The 15,215-nt window shown below is 40.7% G+C and carries 11 protein-coding genes; 3 read left to right on the top strand and 8 right to left on the bottom strand.

Annotated elements, in window-relative coordinates; genetic code table 11:
- Position 1: 1 nt before the first annotated feature.
- Positions 2-586, bottom strand: a complete 585-nt coding sequence (locus ACFSR6_RS07830; protein WP_379077253.1) for an RNA polymerase sigma-70 factor — start codon at positions 584-586, stop codon at positions 2-4.
- 249 nt (positions 587-835) lie between these two features.
- Between ACFSR6_RS07830 and ACFSR6_RS07835 the strand changes: the two genes are divergently transcribed.
- The 3 genes from ACFSR6_RS07835 to ACFSR6_RS07845 all read left to right on the top strand — a co-directional run bounded on the left by ACFSR6_RS07835 (position 836) and on the right by ACFSR6_RS07845 (position 3,385).
- Positions 836-1,702, top strand: coding sequence for an AraC family transcriptional regulator (locus tag ACFSR6_RS07835; RefSeq protein ID WP_379077256.1), 867 nt, complete (start codon positions 836-838; stop codon positions 1,700-1,702).
- A 71-nt stretch (positions 1,703-1,773) separates the two neighbouring features.
- Entirely contained in the window at positions 1,774-2,826 is a 1,053-nt protein-coding gene (locus ACFSR6_RS07840; protein WP_379077259.1) for a hypothetical protein, read from the top strand.
- Positions 2,827-2,968: 142 nt separating this feature from the next.
- Positions 2,969-3,385, top strand: a complete 417-nt coding sequence (locus ACFSR6_RS07845) for a hypothetical protein (RefSeq protein WP_379077262.1) — start codon at positions 2,969-2,971, stop codon at positions 3,383-3,385.
- Positions 3,386-3,585: 200 nt separating this feature from the next.
- Here ACFSR6_RS07845 and ACFSR6_RS07850 read toward each other — a convergent pair whose 3' ends face one another.
- The 7 genes from ACFSR6_RS07850 to ACFSR6_RS07880 all read right to left on the bottom strand — a co-directional run bounded on the left by ACFSR6_RS07850 (position 3,586) and on the right by ACFSR6_RS07880 (position 15,079).
- Positions 3,586-5,346: a glycoside hydrolase family 9 protein gene (locus tag ACFSR6_RS07850; RefSeq protein WP_379077264.1), complete on the bottom strand. Its 1,761-nt coding sequence runs from the start codon at positions 5,344-5,346 to the stop codon at positions 3,586-3,588.
- A 1-nt stretch (position 5,347) separates the two neighbouring features.
- Positions 5,348-5,896 carry a carbohydrate binding domain-containing protein gene (locus tag ACFSR6_RS07855; RefSeq protein ID WP_379077267.1) on the bottom strand — a complete coding sequence of 183 codons (549 nt, stop codon included), beginning with the start codon at positions 5,894-5,896 and terminating at the stop codon, positions 5,348-5,350.
- 778 nt (positions 5,897-6,674) lie between these two features.
- Positions 6,675-7,787: an IPT/TIG domain-containing protein gene (locus ACFSR6_RS07860; protein WP_379077269.1), complete on the bottom strand. Its 1,113-nt coding sequence runs from the start codon at positions 7,785-7,787 to the stop codon at positions 6,675-6,677.
- A gap of 6 nt (positions 7,788-7,793) precedes the next feature.
- The gene (locus tag ACFSR6_RS07865; protein WP_379077271.1) at positions 7,794-9,371 is read right to left on the bottom strand and encodes a RagB/SusD family nutrient uptake outer membrane protein; all 1,578 of its coding nucleotides are present in this window, start codon (positions 9,369-9,371) and stop codon (positions 7,794-7,796) included.
- A gap of 22 nt (positions 9,372-9,393) precedes the next feature.
- Positions 9,394-12,867, bottom strand: a complete 3,474-nt coding sequence (locus ACFSR6_RS07870) for a SusC/RagA family TonB-linked outer membrane protein (protein WP_379077273.1) — start codon at positions 12,865-12,867, stop codon at positions 9,394-9,396.
- A 196-nt stretch (positions 12,868-13,063) separates the two neighbouring features.
- Positions 13,064-14,227 carry a FecR family protein gene (locus tag ACFSR6_RS07875; RefSeq protein ID WP_379077275.1) on the bottom strand — a complete coding sequence of 388 codons (1,164 nt, stop codon included), beginning with the start codon at positions 14,225-14,227 and terminating at the stop codon, positions 13,064-13,066.
- A gap of 267 nt (positions 14,228-14,494) precedes the next feature.
- Positions 14,495-15,079 carry an RNA polymerase sigma-70 factor gene (locus tag ACFSR6_RS07880; protein ID WP_379077278.1) on the bottom strand — a complete coding sequence of 195 codons (585 nt, stop codon included), beginning with the start codon at positions 15,077-15,079 and terminating at the stop codon, positions 14,495-14,497.
- Positions 15,080-15,215 lie beyond the last annotated feature (136 nt).

A 15,215-nucleotide genomic window follows, 5' to 3' on the forward strand; every position in this document is an offset into this window, starting at 1 on the left:
ATTATTTAGATAATAAATAAGAAATTAAAGGTATTCCAAAATGTAGTTTTCCTTTTAATACCTTTAATGCCCTGGTAATGTGGGCCTCAACAGCTTTTTCGGTTACCCCCATCTGCTGGGCTATTTCGGCATTGCTCAAATAAAGTTCCCTACTCAATTTAAAAACGAGGCGGCATTTTTCCGGCAATTGTTCGACATGATAATCCAGTTGTCTTTTCAGCTCTCGCTCAGAAAACCATAGTTGAGTACTATCAATGCCCTGTTCTGGCAGTGAGGCAAGTGATAAGTCAGATTGGGTTTTGAGGTAATTTCTACTTTGCCGGTTGATAATCTGGTATTTTACAGCAGTACTTAAATAGGTATTCAGGCTATATTGTACTTGTAGAGTTTCCCTACGTTTCCATAAGCTCAAAAAAACTTCCTGAACAATTTCTTCTGCCTCTGCCTGGTCTTTAAGCCGATTAAAGGCAAGCACAAATATTTTATCCCAAAAACGCCTGTAAATCTCTGTAAAAGCATTATGATCTTCATCCCGCAAAAGAGCAATGAGCTCCGCGTCTGAAGAAGAATCATAACTGGGTTTCATTAGAAGTACGAGATTATAAACACAATATTAACAAAATAATAGGAAATTGTAGGTATTAACCTAAGATATTGAATACTTGAATGGCAAATACCTGTCCGACCACCAAAAACAGGCTCTTGTGGATGGTTATAACCATAATTAACCCATAAAAATAGTAAAAGAACACCTTGATTATCCGATCATTTTGCAGAGCATGTCATTTTGTTATAATAGAAATTTTATATTTTAACCCATCTATTGTAAAGGGAAATGGCCGCAGCAGCAAAAATTGAAACCTATAATTTTCTCCCGTATAAGTATGGTACTGAACTGTTACTGGATATTGGGCGTATCGAAACATTGAAGAATTATGTCTTAGATACTACTGCACATCAACTTAGCTTCTATGAAATCATTTTTATAGAAAAGGGAACCGGTACTTTTACACTCGACGAAAATGAGATCAAAATAAACCCGCAAACCATTATATTCACCAGTCCAGGACAAGTCCGCCGCTGGAAAATTGAAGAGCAGGTAAAAGGTTATACACTTTTCTTCGAAAAAGACTTTCTCCATCTTTTTTTTTCAGATGAGCTGTTCCTCTACAGATTTCAATACTTCAATCAATATTCACGCCCTACCAATATGCTGGTAGCTGAGGCTCCATTTGGAAAATGCCTTGACCTTTTATATGAAATAGAGAGAGAATTCGGGCGACTTCAGAACGACAGTAATCATTTTATCCGGTCGTTATTGTACCAGTTACTGGTTATTCTCAACCGGTATTATGCCGGGCTTTACAATGTTCAGGGCGACACCTATGTTCATCCCGATTTTTACAGGTTCCGGTCTTTACTTGAAAAAAAGGTAGTTGACGGCCTAAGTGCCGAAGGTTATGCGAAAATGCTCAATGTTAGCTACGGATTTCTTAATAAAATCTGCAGGCAATTTAGTGGCTTATCTGCCCAGCAAATGATCCATTACAAGCTGATTTCGGAAGTAAAGAAAAGACTTCATCAAAATAAATCCGCAAAAGAAATTTCTTATGAGTTTGGCTTTTCCGATCCATCCAACTTTAACCGTTTCTTTAAAAGGTTTACAGGCATTACGCCTCAACAATACCGGAAGAAGTGGTAAAATGACCAGTTTAAACACAAAATGACCATTCCTGGCGGATGAGCGTGTATTAATTTTACAAAAAAAAGAATATGGTAAAATATACGCTTACTCTTCTATTAACTGTAATGAGCATAGTGCTGGTGCGGGCAGAAGATTTATATGTTAATCCTAAAACAGGCGATGATGGAAATTCCGGAACGCAAACCCATCCGCTAAAGACCCTTTTCGAGGCCGCAAAGCGCGTAAATCTTAACCACGCGCCCGGACCGACCACAATTTTTCTCTCTGAAGGGTTGCACCTGTTAACCCAAACCGTTGTGTTCACCAACAACAAATATACGGTTAAAGACCGTCTCGTTATCCGTGCAGAAACTATGCCTGACGATACCGATTGGATGCCCCAGAAAATGCCGGTTGTTATGACAGTGGTTCCACTTGTACCGGGCGTTGGCGGAGAAGAAGCGAAAGGGATACAGCCTGAAATTAATCATGTAACCATCGAAGGACTTCGATTTACAGGGAGCCCTGACTACTCCTACGTAGATGGTTCTAATTTACGCCGTTCTTATCCGGTATGGCGTGAGGGAAAGAAATTAGATGATCTGCTTGTAACACAATGTCTTTTTGCCGGAAATGTTGATGTATTGCCCTTGCATGTAGGGGTTATAGCCAATGGTTACGGCCTTGTTATCGATCACTGTGTGTTCATTGACTGCAAAAACCCGGTTGTTTTTTGGAAAAACGATGGAGGGAGCGGCAGCCGGAGTGTGATGCGCTATTCATTGGTATATGGCTGCTATTTTAGTGGTGTTTGGACAACCCAAAGTACCAATGGCGAAGAATTTGATTTTCACCATAACATCATTGCTAACACAAGTACGGTATGGGTACGGGAAAAAGGAAGTACCCGGCAGTATAAAGCTTCTGATTGCCTTTTTACAGACTATACCAATTTGGCCGGATATGGAAGTGGTGCCTTAAGCAGCAACGATGCCACCTCAACGAGCTTTTTGGAGATGAAGCATATACAAACTACCGGAACAGTAAAAATCGAAAAAGACCAGAGCAAACGTAATTATTTACAATTGGCAGCAGGATCTGCCGGTGCTAACCTAAAAGCAGGGCTTTTTAAAAAAGATTGATAAGCTAATGATTTTAAAGCTTAAAAATTCCGGAGTATTAATAAAAACAACACCTTAACTTACCTTTTACAGGTTATTGTAATGAAAAATCTGTAGGGACAATTTCAGTCAATTCACATTTTATTCACTTAAATATCTACCAGTGAAACAATTATTTAAAATCCGATTTACCTGTATCCTGGTTTTCTTGCTCGTTATAGTGGCATTTGAATCCTGTAAGAAAAAACCTGGCGATAATCCCTCAGGTGAAAAATATCCACTTACAAACCTCCAGTTAAAACTAACCGGCCAAGAGCGGGCTACCGGTTCATTAATCGTTGCATATGAAGTGAAAAATATTTCGGCTAAGGATTACATCATGCGGGAAAATAGCGCTAACCTGGTAATAGTAAGGGTTACAGCATTTACAACAGATGGAAATATTTACACTGATGATTATGAACTACTTGATTTATTATCGAATAAAACTGCTGCATATGAGTTTGCACTCGATGTTACAGCAGGTAAAACTGTAGACACAGGTAAAACCAAATTAGAATTTATTTATAAACCACTCTGATTTTGTTAAAGGCCAAAGGAACTTTAAAGATAAATTTGCAGGCCAAACCATTTCAGCAGTTGCATTTTAACCAGGGATTTAGTTCCTAATGAATAGGAAATCTTGAAGGGATCGGCACCCCTCTCCGGTACTGGATTTTGGAAACCAATCATCCAGCAGCTGAGGTATGCCGAACCTCCTTTATGAAATCATTTTGATCCTTATTTTTTTCCCTTTTGCAGGCACTCCGCCGCATTTGCCACATATACCAACGGAGCATTCCAATTGATGGCAATTTCGTTACTTGCATAAGAGTTAACATCGTCAAGATATGACAATTCTGGCTCTGCATTATATTGAAGTCCATCTTGTTTCCCCCGGTTAGGCCCTCCAACCAACAAGCCCGGAATAGGCTCGGCAACACCATCGGCAGACGACAGGCGGTGGTGGGGATGCATAGGCGATTTATAACCTATACCCGTTACAAAAGAATAACCAGTTGCATTTTTACCCAAAATGTAATCCAGGTTACTAAGCGCAGCATCGAGATAAGCATCCTTTTTGGAAAACAGATAAGCATTGATAAGCAATATGCTCTGATTCATTGCTGAAGAATTACTTCCCCATGCAAAATCGTTAAGCGAAGCACCGATTACAGTATGATAGGGTCCTGTTTCAAAAGCAGCTAAGTAGCGATCGGCAAGGCCAAGTATTTTCTTTTTCAGAATGCTGGTTACACTTTTGTACTGTTCAGGGAGCTGTCCCTCGCACCTGATCAAGGTATAATATCCCAACGCAGCTACATTGTTCCAGCTAGGTAAGCTTAGCGGAGCATTTAAACGTGCAAAAAAAGCATCATAATATTCTTGTTGCCCGGTTGAGGCCAATAGTTCTGCCGAGGCCCAGGCCCATTCATCTTCGAAGTTCCCATCGCCATAGCCTCCTGTGTTTACCTTCAGGTCTGTCATTTTGTTGAGTGCATCCTGATCATAAGCGATATTTGGATTTTTTACCGACCAGCTCCAGGCTTTTTTGGCGGCTAACAGGCAACTATCTGCCAGCCCGGGATATTGTTCGGGAAAATGCTTAAAAATGCGGTAAGCTTGTGCGGCAACAGCGGCCAGGTTAAGTGTTGCTGCCGTGCCTTTTGCCACCACGTAACGTTTTGATGTGGCTTTATCAGGCATGATCATGCCGTCGAAATCCAGGTTGGTACATTTATTATAAACTCCGCCGTCAGCTGGGTCCTGCATTTTAAGCATCCATCGCAAATTGTAAATGGCCTCAGTTAACACATCAGGAACCTTGTTCTTTGCATTGGGAATATGTGCCTTCTGACCTTGAAAATATTCAGAAAAATCTTCGTAGGCAGAAAGTAAGGTAGAAGTAGAGATACCGCTGTTCACCACATACTTATTGTAATCTCCGGCATCGTACCATCCGCCCGAAACATTGATCTTAGTATCAGCCTTCCGGTTTTTAGAAGCAGCCAATGGATGGATATAAACTGAAGTATCGGGATGCCCGGCCGCGCGATACCATTTGCCTGCATAGTCAGCATCCAGTGCAGAAGAGGCACGCTGGTAATAAAATGCTTTTAATGCGGCCACGGCAAGATCGTGATATACGCCATCTGCAATTTTAAAAACAGGGGATTCAGAAAGCCCGGCGATCCGGATAATATATTGGCCAGGCCGGTCGAAAGTGCTAAAATCTGCAATTCTTGTGTTAATTTTCGAGTAGCCGGTAGTTTTAGGTTCAGATAATACACCAGTGTACACCGCCTTCCGGTCTGGCATTGATAACAACTCGAATTTACTTTCTGAAACTGCCCGCAGCACGACTGCACTTTTTTCCAGCTTTGGATAATACCCCGACTGGTTCAGCACAATATCTGGAACCTTCATTTCCTGGGCAGTTGCCACGGAGGCAATTAGCGATAACCATATTAAAACCGACCTGTACAAGATGCTATTTATCATACTATAAATATTTTTCGAACTCAGATTGCGTAATTACTTTCAGACTTACATCATCTACGAACATCGTTCCGGTGACATAACCCAATGCAAATAACAACTTTATTTTCGTAATACCCGGCGGAATAATATATGCTTTTTCATACAGCTTCCAATCGGCATCTCCCGTAACTGAAGCAATGTTGATTCCCTCGCCAATTTTAGCTTCCTGTTTATTAAGGGTCTCAAAAAGAAATAACGCTCCGTTCCAAGGGTTTTTCCCGGTACTCACCGCGTCTGCTTTAATCTTTGCGCTCATGAGTATATACTGGGTATTTTTAGGTAAAGATACAACCTGATGTATACCGGTCCATTTAGAAGAATCTGAAGAAAATATAGCACTGCTCATTTTCCCTGAATTGTATATGTAGGGTGTTACCTTGGCCGAATAATCGACCCATCCATCCAACTCATTTTCAAAGCCACCATTAATAACCAGGTTTTTTTGTGCCAAAGCATGGGTACTGGCTGCCAGCATCATGATGCCAACAAGCATATATTTTATCACTTTCATTAATCGATTATTTTAAAATTATAAATATGGAAGAGGTTGGAGCATTAAGACTGAATGTCATCCTGAGCTTGTCGAAGGACCTGTTTTAAATTTCTTAAAGGCGTTTCGACAGGCTCAACGTGACAAATTCGATTTATTTTATTACTTTCATTAATTGATTATTTTAAATTATAAATCAGGAAGAGGTTGAAGCATTAAGGCTAAATTGTCATCCTGAGCTTGTCGAAGGACCTGTTATAAATTTCTTAAAGGCATTTCGACAGGCTCAACGTGACAAATTCGATTTATGTTATTACTTTCATTAATTGATTATTTTAAATTATAAATCAGGAAGAGGTTGAAGCATTAAGACTGAATGTCATCCTGAGCTTGTCGAAGAACCTGTTATAAATTTCTTAAAGGCGTTTCGACAGGCTCAACGTGACAAATTCGATTTATTTTATCACTTTCATTAATTGATTATTTTAAATTATAAATCAGGAAGAGGTTGAAGCATTAAGACTGAATGTCATCCTGAGCTTGTCGAAGGACCTGTTATAAATTTCTTAAAGGCATTTCGACAGGCTCAACGTGACAAATTCGATTTATGTTATTACTTTCATTAATTGATTATTTTAAATTATAAATCAGGAAGAGGTTGAAGCATTAAGACTGAATGTCATCCTGAGCTTGTCGAAGAACCTGTTATAAATTTCTTAAAGGCATTTCGACAGGCTCAACGTGACAAATTCGATTGAATTATTATTTATAATACAACCTCATTAAAATATCCTTTTATTTAATACACCCCAATATCATCCAAATAAATGGTTTCAGGTGCATTGCCACTCAGCTCCTGAAAGCCGATCCAATTCAGGCTTGTAGGTTTCCCGGGCTGACTGGCATTCTGAAAGCGATCTATCGGAACCACATAATTGGTCCACTTGCCTGCATGCAGTACAACGCTCACATTACGGTTGTCAAAATCACCTAATGCAACTTTTACTATTTTACCTTCAGTACCCGTTGTACCATAAATAGAAAACTTAACGTAGGTTTTGTCGGTCAAATCAACAGGGGTATTACTGCCTACGGCATATCCTGCGTAATTTCCGGTATAGGTAAGCTTGATCGAATGCGTACCCCGTTTTACCATTTCTGTATTGTTCACATCAGCATTGGCACCCCCGAAGTTGAAATCGTAGCCTGCTGTTATCTGATCATCATAAAATAAATTTCTGAATCCAAATGGCAGCAATATCGGAACCACAACACCATCGTAAGATACGTATGGCCCAGTGCCCGTACCTCCCGGAGTAGTCACACTTACTGCCCCCAAAGCACCTGCCGGAACCGTTACTTTCAGTTCTGTGCTGGTTGAAGAAATTACCTGGGCTGCTGTTGTACCAAATTTAACGCTCGATACCTGATCAAACCGCAAACCGGTAATGGTAATTACATCGCCAGGGTTACCGGCAAACTGACTCACATCGGTAATTGCCGGAGCAGGTTGTTTAATACTAAAATTAAAGCTGGTGCTACCGTATGCATTGGTGAGTGTTAATTTCCCTGTTTGATTAATCCACGTAGCGGTGGTTGGGATCATTACCACAATGCTTTTATCACTGAAAAGAGCCGTATTAAGATAGGCTGATGCTCCATTGAATTCTACCCGGTTGGTCGATTTCAGATTTTCTCCTTCTATCACATAAGTAACACCAACATCGCCCGACGTAACCGTTGAATCGAGTGGGGTGAGCTGACTATCTCCGGGTCTTACCAGTGTGCGAACCCTGGTAATGCTTGGTGCACCCTGCCCCTCTTTGTCTTTTTTGCATGAGGTGGCAAAGATCAGCATGCAAAAGATGCCAGTCAGATAAAGGGCTATAGTATTTTTATATAACGTTTTCATAATAGCTTATTTAAAATTGTAAGGCACAGGAGGCAATAGTAATTTAGGATTTAAAATAGTTTCTGTTGTAGGATAAGGCAAACGGAAATTTGCATCGGTTGGGGTATATTTTTGCCCCCAGATTACAACCGGTGTGGTGTTGCTGTAAATTCCTCTTTCCTGGTTAGAAATAATGGCAATTGCTTTAGGATGCGAGGTAACATTAAAACCATCTAAACGGCCCAGATCAAACCAATAATCAGCCTCAAATACAAATTCCATACGACGTTCCTGGTAAATATCCTGGATAGTGATGGAGGTTTTAGGAATAAGGCCTGCCCTTCTTCTGATTTTGTTAAAAGGGATAAGTGCAGCATCATCAGAAGTACGCTCAGCACCGGCAAGAACTGCCTCTGCTTCGATTAGCAATACATCGGCATAACGCATCAGGTAAGTATTATTGCCTGTCGAAAATGCAGCACCTTTCCCGCCATTATCTGCCGGGGTGCCTACTACATATTTTTTAATAAAAACTGGCATCCCCTGGGCAACTGCTCCGGCAGGTAAAGTGTAACCGCCTTTGGCCTGGTTAATTTCCGGATAAACATCGCCCTGCATCATCACCGTTGGCTTTCTCCTTAAATCGCCTGGTTCGAAAGCGGTAAGCAAATCAATCGAAGGTGTAACGCTTCCATAACCGTCGCCGGTACCCGTAATTTCAGAGTTGAATGCCAGGAAAGATTGTAATGCATTACCATGGCCATAAGAAGATCCGCCCAGCCATTGAATGGCAGCAACACTTTCTTCATTATTATTATTGGCCGTTTTAAACAAATCAGCATAAGTTTTGCCCGAAATATCTATTCCGTACAATTTAAATTCGCCACTGTTAATTACCTGTTCTGCTTTTAACCTTGCATTCGAATAATCGCGCATGTACAAATAAACCTTAGATAGTAATGCCGAAGCTGATCCGCTGGATACTTTACCCTGTGAAACGGAGCCCGTTCTGATCATTTTATCGCAATTTTGTTCAGCATATTTGAGGTCATTGATGATGAATTTATACACATCGGTTACCGGATTGGTATTAATCTGATAATTGCCCACATAATCCAGGCTATTTTCGATAATCGGTACATTTCCCCATATCCGTACCAGATAAAAATAGGCCATGGCCCGCATAAATCTGGCCTCACCAATCGCATTATTAACTACGGGAGCGGGCACGCTGGCGGGTACTTTTGTTTTCAGGTTATTAATTAACGCGTTAGACTGTGCAATTACGCTGTATAACGAATTCCAGGCTGATGACAATTGGGTATTATCTCCCGTTACAGAAAAATTTCCAAAGTTAATTACATCAGGAGAATAAGTGTGTGCATTGCCACTCAGTAATTCCGAAATACACCACGAAGCTTTAGCATTCCAGTCAAACCATGGCGAATTATACAAAGCAATGGTACTGGCCTGAACCTGTTCGGCGTTTTGGTAAAAATTATCGGCACTAAGTGCATCTTGTGGAGGAATATTAAAAAAGTCCTTTTTACAACCAGCACTAACAATGGCTATAAAAATAAAGCTGTATATTAAATATGATTTCATTTTGTTCAATAATTGTGGGTCACTAAAACTGTGCATTTATTCCAAAAGTGATGGTCCTGGCAATCGGGTATCTGCCCAGGTCGATATTATTTAAAATGGCACTCTGATTCATTGCCCCGATTTCAGGATCGTAACCCTTGTACTTTGTAAACGTATACAGGTTTTGTACGCTTGAGTAAATTTTTAAATTAGAGAATTTATATTTCCTGATCCATGAAACAGGTACCCTGTAACCAAGGCTAACATTCTGTATACGTAAAAAAGATCCACTTTCCACATAACGGTCAGATACAAACAGGTTAGGATTATCAATACCGATTTTAGGTGCAGGAATATTCGAATCAGGATTCTGTGGCGTCCAGAAATTACTGTATGCCGCGTATTGATTCTGGTATACAGCCGCCAGGTTACCCATGGTGTTGTTTAACAGGTTCATGATTTTGGAACCATAAGACCCGTTCAGGAACAAGGTAAAATCAAAAGCTTTGTAACTAAATGTGTTGGTAATGCCATAGGTGAATTTAGGATTTGGATTTCCAATTGCCGTACGGTCTTTCTCATTGATTACCCCATCGCCGTTTACATCTTCATACTGCACATCGCCTAGCCAGGTGCTATTGCTGTTATTGGCAATACTACGCCCGAATTGAACCGGGGCCGATTGAAGTTGTGCTTGTGTTTTAAATATCCCCTTTACTTTATAACCGTAAAATTCGCCTACAGATCTGCCTACTACGGTACGGGTAACAGGGGTTTGCAGGTAAGCGCTGGTTATGGTTCCGAATAGTTCGGTAAGGCCATTACCAAGCTCTTTAACCTCATTATTATAATGCGAAAGCACCACATTTGTATTCCACTTAAAATCGCCTTTATCAATATTGCGCGAGCTAATGTTCAAATCAAAACCTACGTTGTCAATCTTTCCAAGATTTACATATGGAGGATTAATACCGCCTAAATAATCAGGACCACCTACCAAATAGGCCGGAAGGGTAAGCTGGAATAAGAAGTCTTTTGAGGTTTTCTTATAAAAATCTATGCTGGTGCTGATTTTACCGTTTAAAAAGTTCATATCAAGGCCACCATTGTATTGGATAGAAGTTTGCCATTTCAACGATTTGTTGTCAATCCGTCCGGCAAGAAAACCCGTGCCTAAACCCGTTTGCGAAGATCTCAGCAACGAGCTGTACAGGTAATTGGGAACATCCTGGTTACCTACCTCTCCGTAACCCAGGCGGATCTTAAGCCCGTTTACAACCTTATTGATCCCTTTCATAAATGGTTCTTCAGATAATTTCCAGGAAGCTGCAAATGAAGGGAAATAACCGGTTTGAGAGCCATCGGCGAACTTAGAAGTCTTGTCTCTCCTGATGGTAGAAGTAAGGCTATATTTTGAGTTGTAGGTATAAATGGCACGCGCATAGATTGACTCCTGGCGCTGTGTGCCAATATATTCATCGTTCGTAGCCGTAACAGCCTGACCTAAATTTAACGATTGCACATCGTTACTGTAAAAGCCCTGGCGTGTACCTTCAATCCCCCTCCAGTTTGACTGTTGAACCTCGTAGCCCAAAATGGCACTTAGGTTATGCTTTTGGCCAAATGTCTGGTTGTAATTAAGGTACTCTTTCCAGATCAAAAATGTGCTCTGCTGAAATCTTTCTTTTAGAGAAGCTGTAGGATTGGTAAAACGGCCCCACGAATAGCTTGGTGTAAAAACATTATTATCAGAGAAATTAAAATCACCCCCAAGTTCTGATCTTAGTGATAATGATTTGATGAACTTAATTTCATTATAAATATTGGTGTTAATGTTACTCCTGTTCAATTTATTTTTGATCTGTTGGGCCTGTGCAACCGGGTTTAATGCCGCTGCGGCAGCAAGGGGGTCAGACAAAGGAGGACCGGTATAGGAACCATCCAGGTTGGTTACCGCTAAATCAGGAGCCTGCAGTAAAGCATTGTATATAATCCCGTTATTATCACTGGTGACTACGTTTTCTGCCGACCGGCTCCCGGTTAAGGTAATTCCAAGTTTAAACCATTCTTTTACCTGTGCATCAGCATTTACCCGGAGGCTGTAGCGGCGAAAATCAGAACCGATCACGGTACCGTCCTGCCCCAGGTATCCACCGGAAATGTAGTAGGTTAATCCTTCTTTACCACCTGAAACCGCTACCTGATGGCTCTGTTGCGGCGCAGTTCTGAATATTTCTTTTTGCCAGTTGGTACCCTCTCCCAATACAGAAGGATCTGCAAATTCGACCCTCCTTCCAGTGCCGTAAATATCGCCCAGTGAGTTTTGAAGCATTGCATACTGGCGAAGATTCATTACATCCATGTATTTTGCCACGCGCTGGAAACCATAATAACCATCATAATTTATTGATGAATTACCGCTCTTTCCTCTTTTGGTGGTGATGATAATTACCCCGTTTGAAGCCCGGTTTCCGTATATTGCGGTTGCCGATGCATCTTTTAGCACATCGATAGATTCAATATCATTTGGATTGATCAATGATAAAGGACTTACGGTAGTTTGCGAATTGGCATTGGAAGATGAAGCCTGTAAAGGAGACCTCCCGCTGGTGCTCTGATTGCCTGCATCGCCCGAAATTGGCACCCCATCTATCACATATAAAGGCTCATTACTGCCACTTAAAGAAGTTACTCCCCGTACACGCACAGAGGTATTGCTGCCAGGTGCGCCGGAGTTTTGCGAAATGGTAAGTCCCGAAGCCCTGCCCTGCAGCATCTGATCGATGCTGGCTTGAGGCACATTGGCAATATCGGCAGCTTTTACAGATGAAACCGCTCCGTTAAGATCTGTACGTTTTTGAGTTCCATAACCAATTACCACTACATCAGAAAGTGAGGTGGTCTGTGCCTTAAGTACCACATTCAAAATACTCTTGTTACCCGGATTAATTTCCTGGGGCTCCATTCCAACAAAAGAAAATACAAGGGTAGTTGATCCCGCAGGCAGCGATATCTTAAATTTACCATTAATATCGGTTACCGTTGATTGTTTGGTACCCTTTACATTAACAACTACCCCTGGAAGCGTTACTCCTTTTTCATCGCTCACCGTACCGGAAATCTCCACATCACGAACCGAAACGGTTGTAAATGGTAGATAGGGAACCTTTTTAAGGATAATGGTTTTCTTGATGATTTTGAAATCAAGGTTAGTATTTTTCAAAACTACGCCCATTACCTGTTCAATAGGCATATCGGTAACATTAAGGTTTATTTTATACTTATCATCTATATCGGCACGCCTGAAAAGCAAGTGGTAACCACTCTGTTTCTCTATTTGCTTTAAGATGGAAATGATGTCAGAATTATCCTGTTTAAGTGTTAAATTCTGACTGAAGCTGCTAGCGCTAACCTGCATAAGGGTAAGCGTCAAAAAAAGCACTACGAGTCTCATTGTTAACAAGATTTGGTAAGAATCACGGCGCAATACCTGCCTGATCCTAAAAAATAAATTCATATCTTTATGGAGTTTTGGTTAAATTATAATGTTGTCTAAATCGGATTGTAAGTAACCTTTACTGTAACCGGATGTGCTGCGAACACGATCCGGTTTTTTCTTAAAAAGCATGGTTACCCTTACATTATGCAGTGTTGTAGTAGTTTCTCATGTTGAAATATTTATTTGGTTAAATTTATTTATCGATTGTGTTTCTTTAATCGATTATAGTGAGCAGGTGCCCGTTCAGTTCATATTTTAATCCCGTAAATTGAAGCATACTTAACAGCTCTGAAAGTTCTACGTCTTTAGAAATTGTTCCTGTATAAGATATTTTGGAAGGCGTTCCTTTAAATACCACCTGAATATCGTACCATCGGGTCAACTGCCTGGCAATTTCTTTAATCTCCATGTCTTTGAAGATAAAAAGATCATTTCTCCAGGCCATTACTGCTTCCATATCGAAATTGGTATTCACCTTTATGCCAGACGGATCTACCAGTGCCTGCTGCCCTGGTTTTAATAATTGTGAAAATTTACCGGATGATAAATGGATACTGCCTTCAATTAATGTTGTTTTCTGCTCAGCCTCATCTTCATAAGCCATTACGTTAAAATGTGTACCCAATACTTTAATTTCTGTTCCGCCAGATTGTACCTTAAAGGGTTGATGAGGGTTTTTAGCCACCTCGAAATATACCTCGCCGGTCATCTGTACAATTCTTTCAGCACCCGTAAAAGCAGTTGGGAACCGCAAGCTCGATTTTGCGTTTAACCAGGCTTTACTTCCATCAGGCAACACAACGCTGTATTTCCCTCCAAGTGGTGTGGTAATCTTATTATAGGTTATCTTCGAAGATGCAGATCCGGCATGGATTTTATAGCTGAGCTCGCCTTCGGCGGTTTTGATAACACTAACATTCTGCTGATCGGCCAGTGCACCTATTTTGGCATCGGTCAGTACAACTGACGATCCGTCGTCTAAAGTCAGTACTGCCCTGTTTCCACCAGGTTTGATGTGAACTGCCTGGTGTAATTTTGCAGTTTGGTCTTGTTGCCACAGCTGCGAATGGTATCTCCAGATCAGCACTGCCCCAAGCACCAGGATGAGTGATGCGGCTGCCCACAGCAGTTTGTTTATACGTACTGATTTTTTGTGAATCGATATGATCTTTTGGTCACTTTTTGCTTCGATATTGAGCAGGATGCGTTCAAAAATTCTATCTTCTACAAGTTTCCTCTGCTCATCAGAAAGGCCTGCAATATCTTCAGGTACCTCATCCATACTGTCAAACCATTGGTCTACCTGTTCTATCTCATTCAATGTACAATCGCCAGAAAGGTATTTTTTAAGTAAGGAAACGGCTATTGATCGGCCCATGTTGATTTGTAGTTATATTTGGTTCGTTAATGGTATAGTCGGTTAACCTGACCCTTGCCCCCAAAAAAAAAAATAAAAAAAATTAAATAGGACGGTATGATCAATATAAATTGAAAATCAGAAAGCTCAGCGAAGCTAATCTGCACAGTAAATTTCTCCAGGATATCGTCACCATGAACTCGTTTCAGGGTCTTTTATACAGGATAGATCTCTCCATTCCACTGCGTTTCAGTCGAGATGACGGGAATTTTATTAAACGTTGTCAATTTAGCGGAGTAACCAGGCAAAACCAGAAGCAATCAAAATTACCTTGTAATGCGCCCTGAAATACTTTAAGGCATTGGTAATATGGTTTTCTACCGTCTTTTCAGATAAGCCCAGTAATTCTGCTATTTCCTTATTGGATTTATGCTCTTTCCGGCTGAGTTCAAATACCTTCCTGCATTTTGCCGGCAACTTCGAAATCACTCCGTTGATTCCCTTTTCCAGCTCGTTTATAAAGATGGTTTCTTCGGTGGTATTCGTAGCCTCTTGATAACTGAATGAAAGCAACTCGAGATAATTGTTCCGGGTAGCCTCCTTAGCCATATAATCAATAATTGAATAGCGGATAGCAGAATGGAGATAGGCTTTTAGAGAACCCTTGATATTTATTTTTTCCCGGTTGATCCAGAACGTGGTGAAGAAGTTCTGGATAATCTCTTCGGCAGCTTCTTTAGACCTCAATCTTTTATTGGTCATTACATAGAGCTCATACCAATACTTCGTATAAATTTTCCTGAAAGCAACCACTTCGTTCTCCCTCAACATTACGATCAGTTCCTCATCAGTATGATTGTGCTGGTTGCTCATAGCCAGTAAAATTATAAAAAAAATTGAATCCAAAACGATCAACATAGCACCAATCATGGTGTTGTATAAAATGCTGATATGTTCGTGGCATCAGATGCCCACCTAACGTTGGTGTAGTTCTAAAAGATTTTGTACA

Origin of the sequence: Pedobacter vanadiisoli, assembly GCF_042684385.1 — a bacterium.
GTDB lineage: Bacteria > Bacteroidota > Bacteroidia > Sphingobacteriales > Sphingobacteriaceae > Pedobacter > Pedobacter vanadiisoli.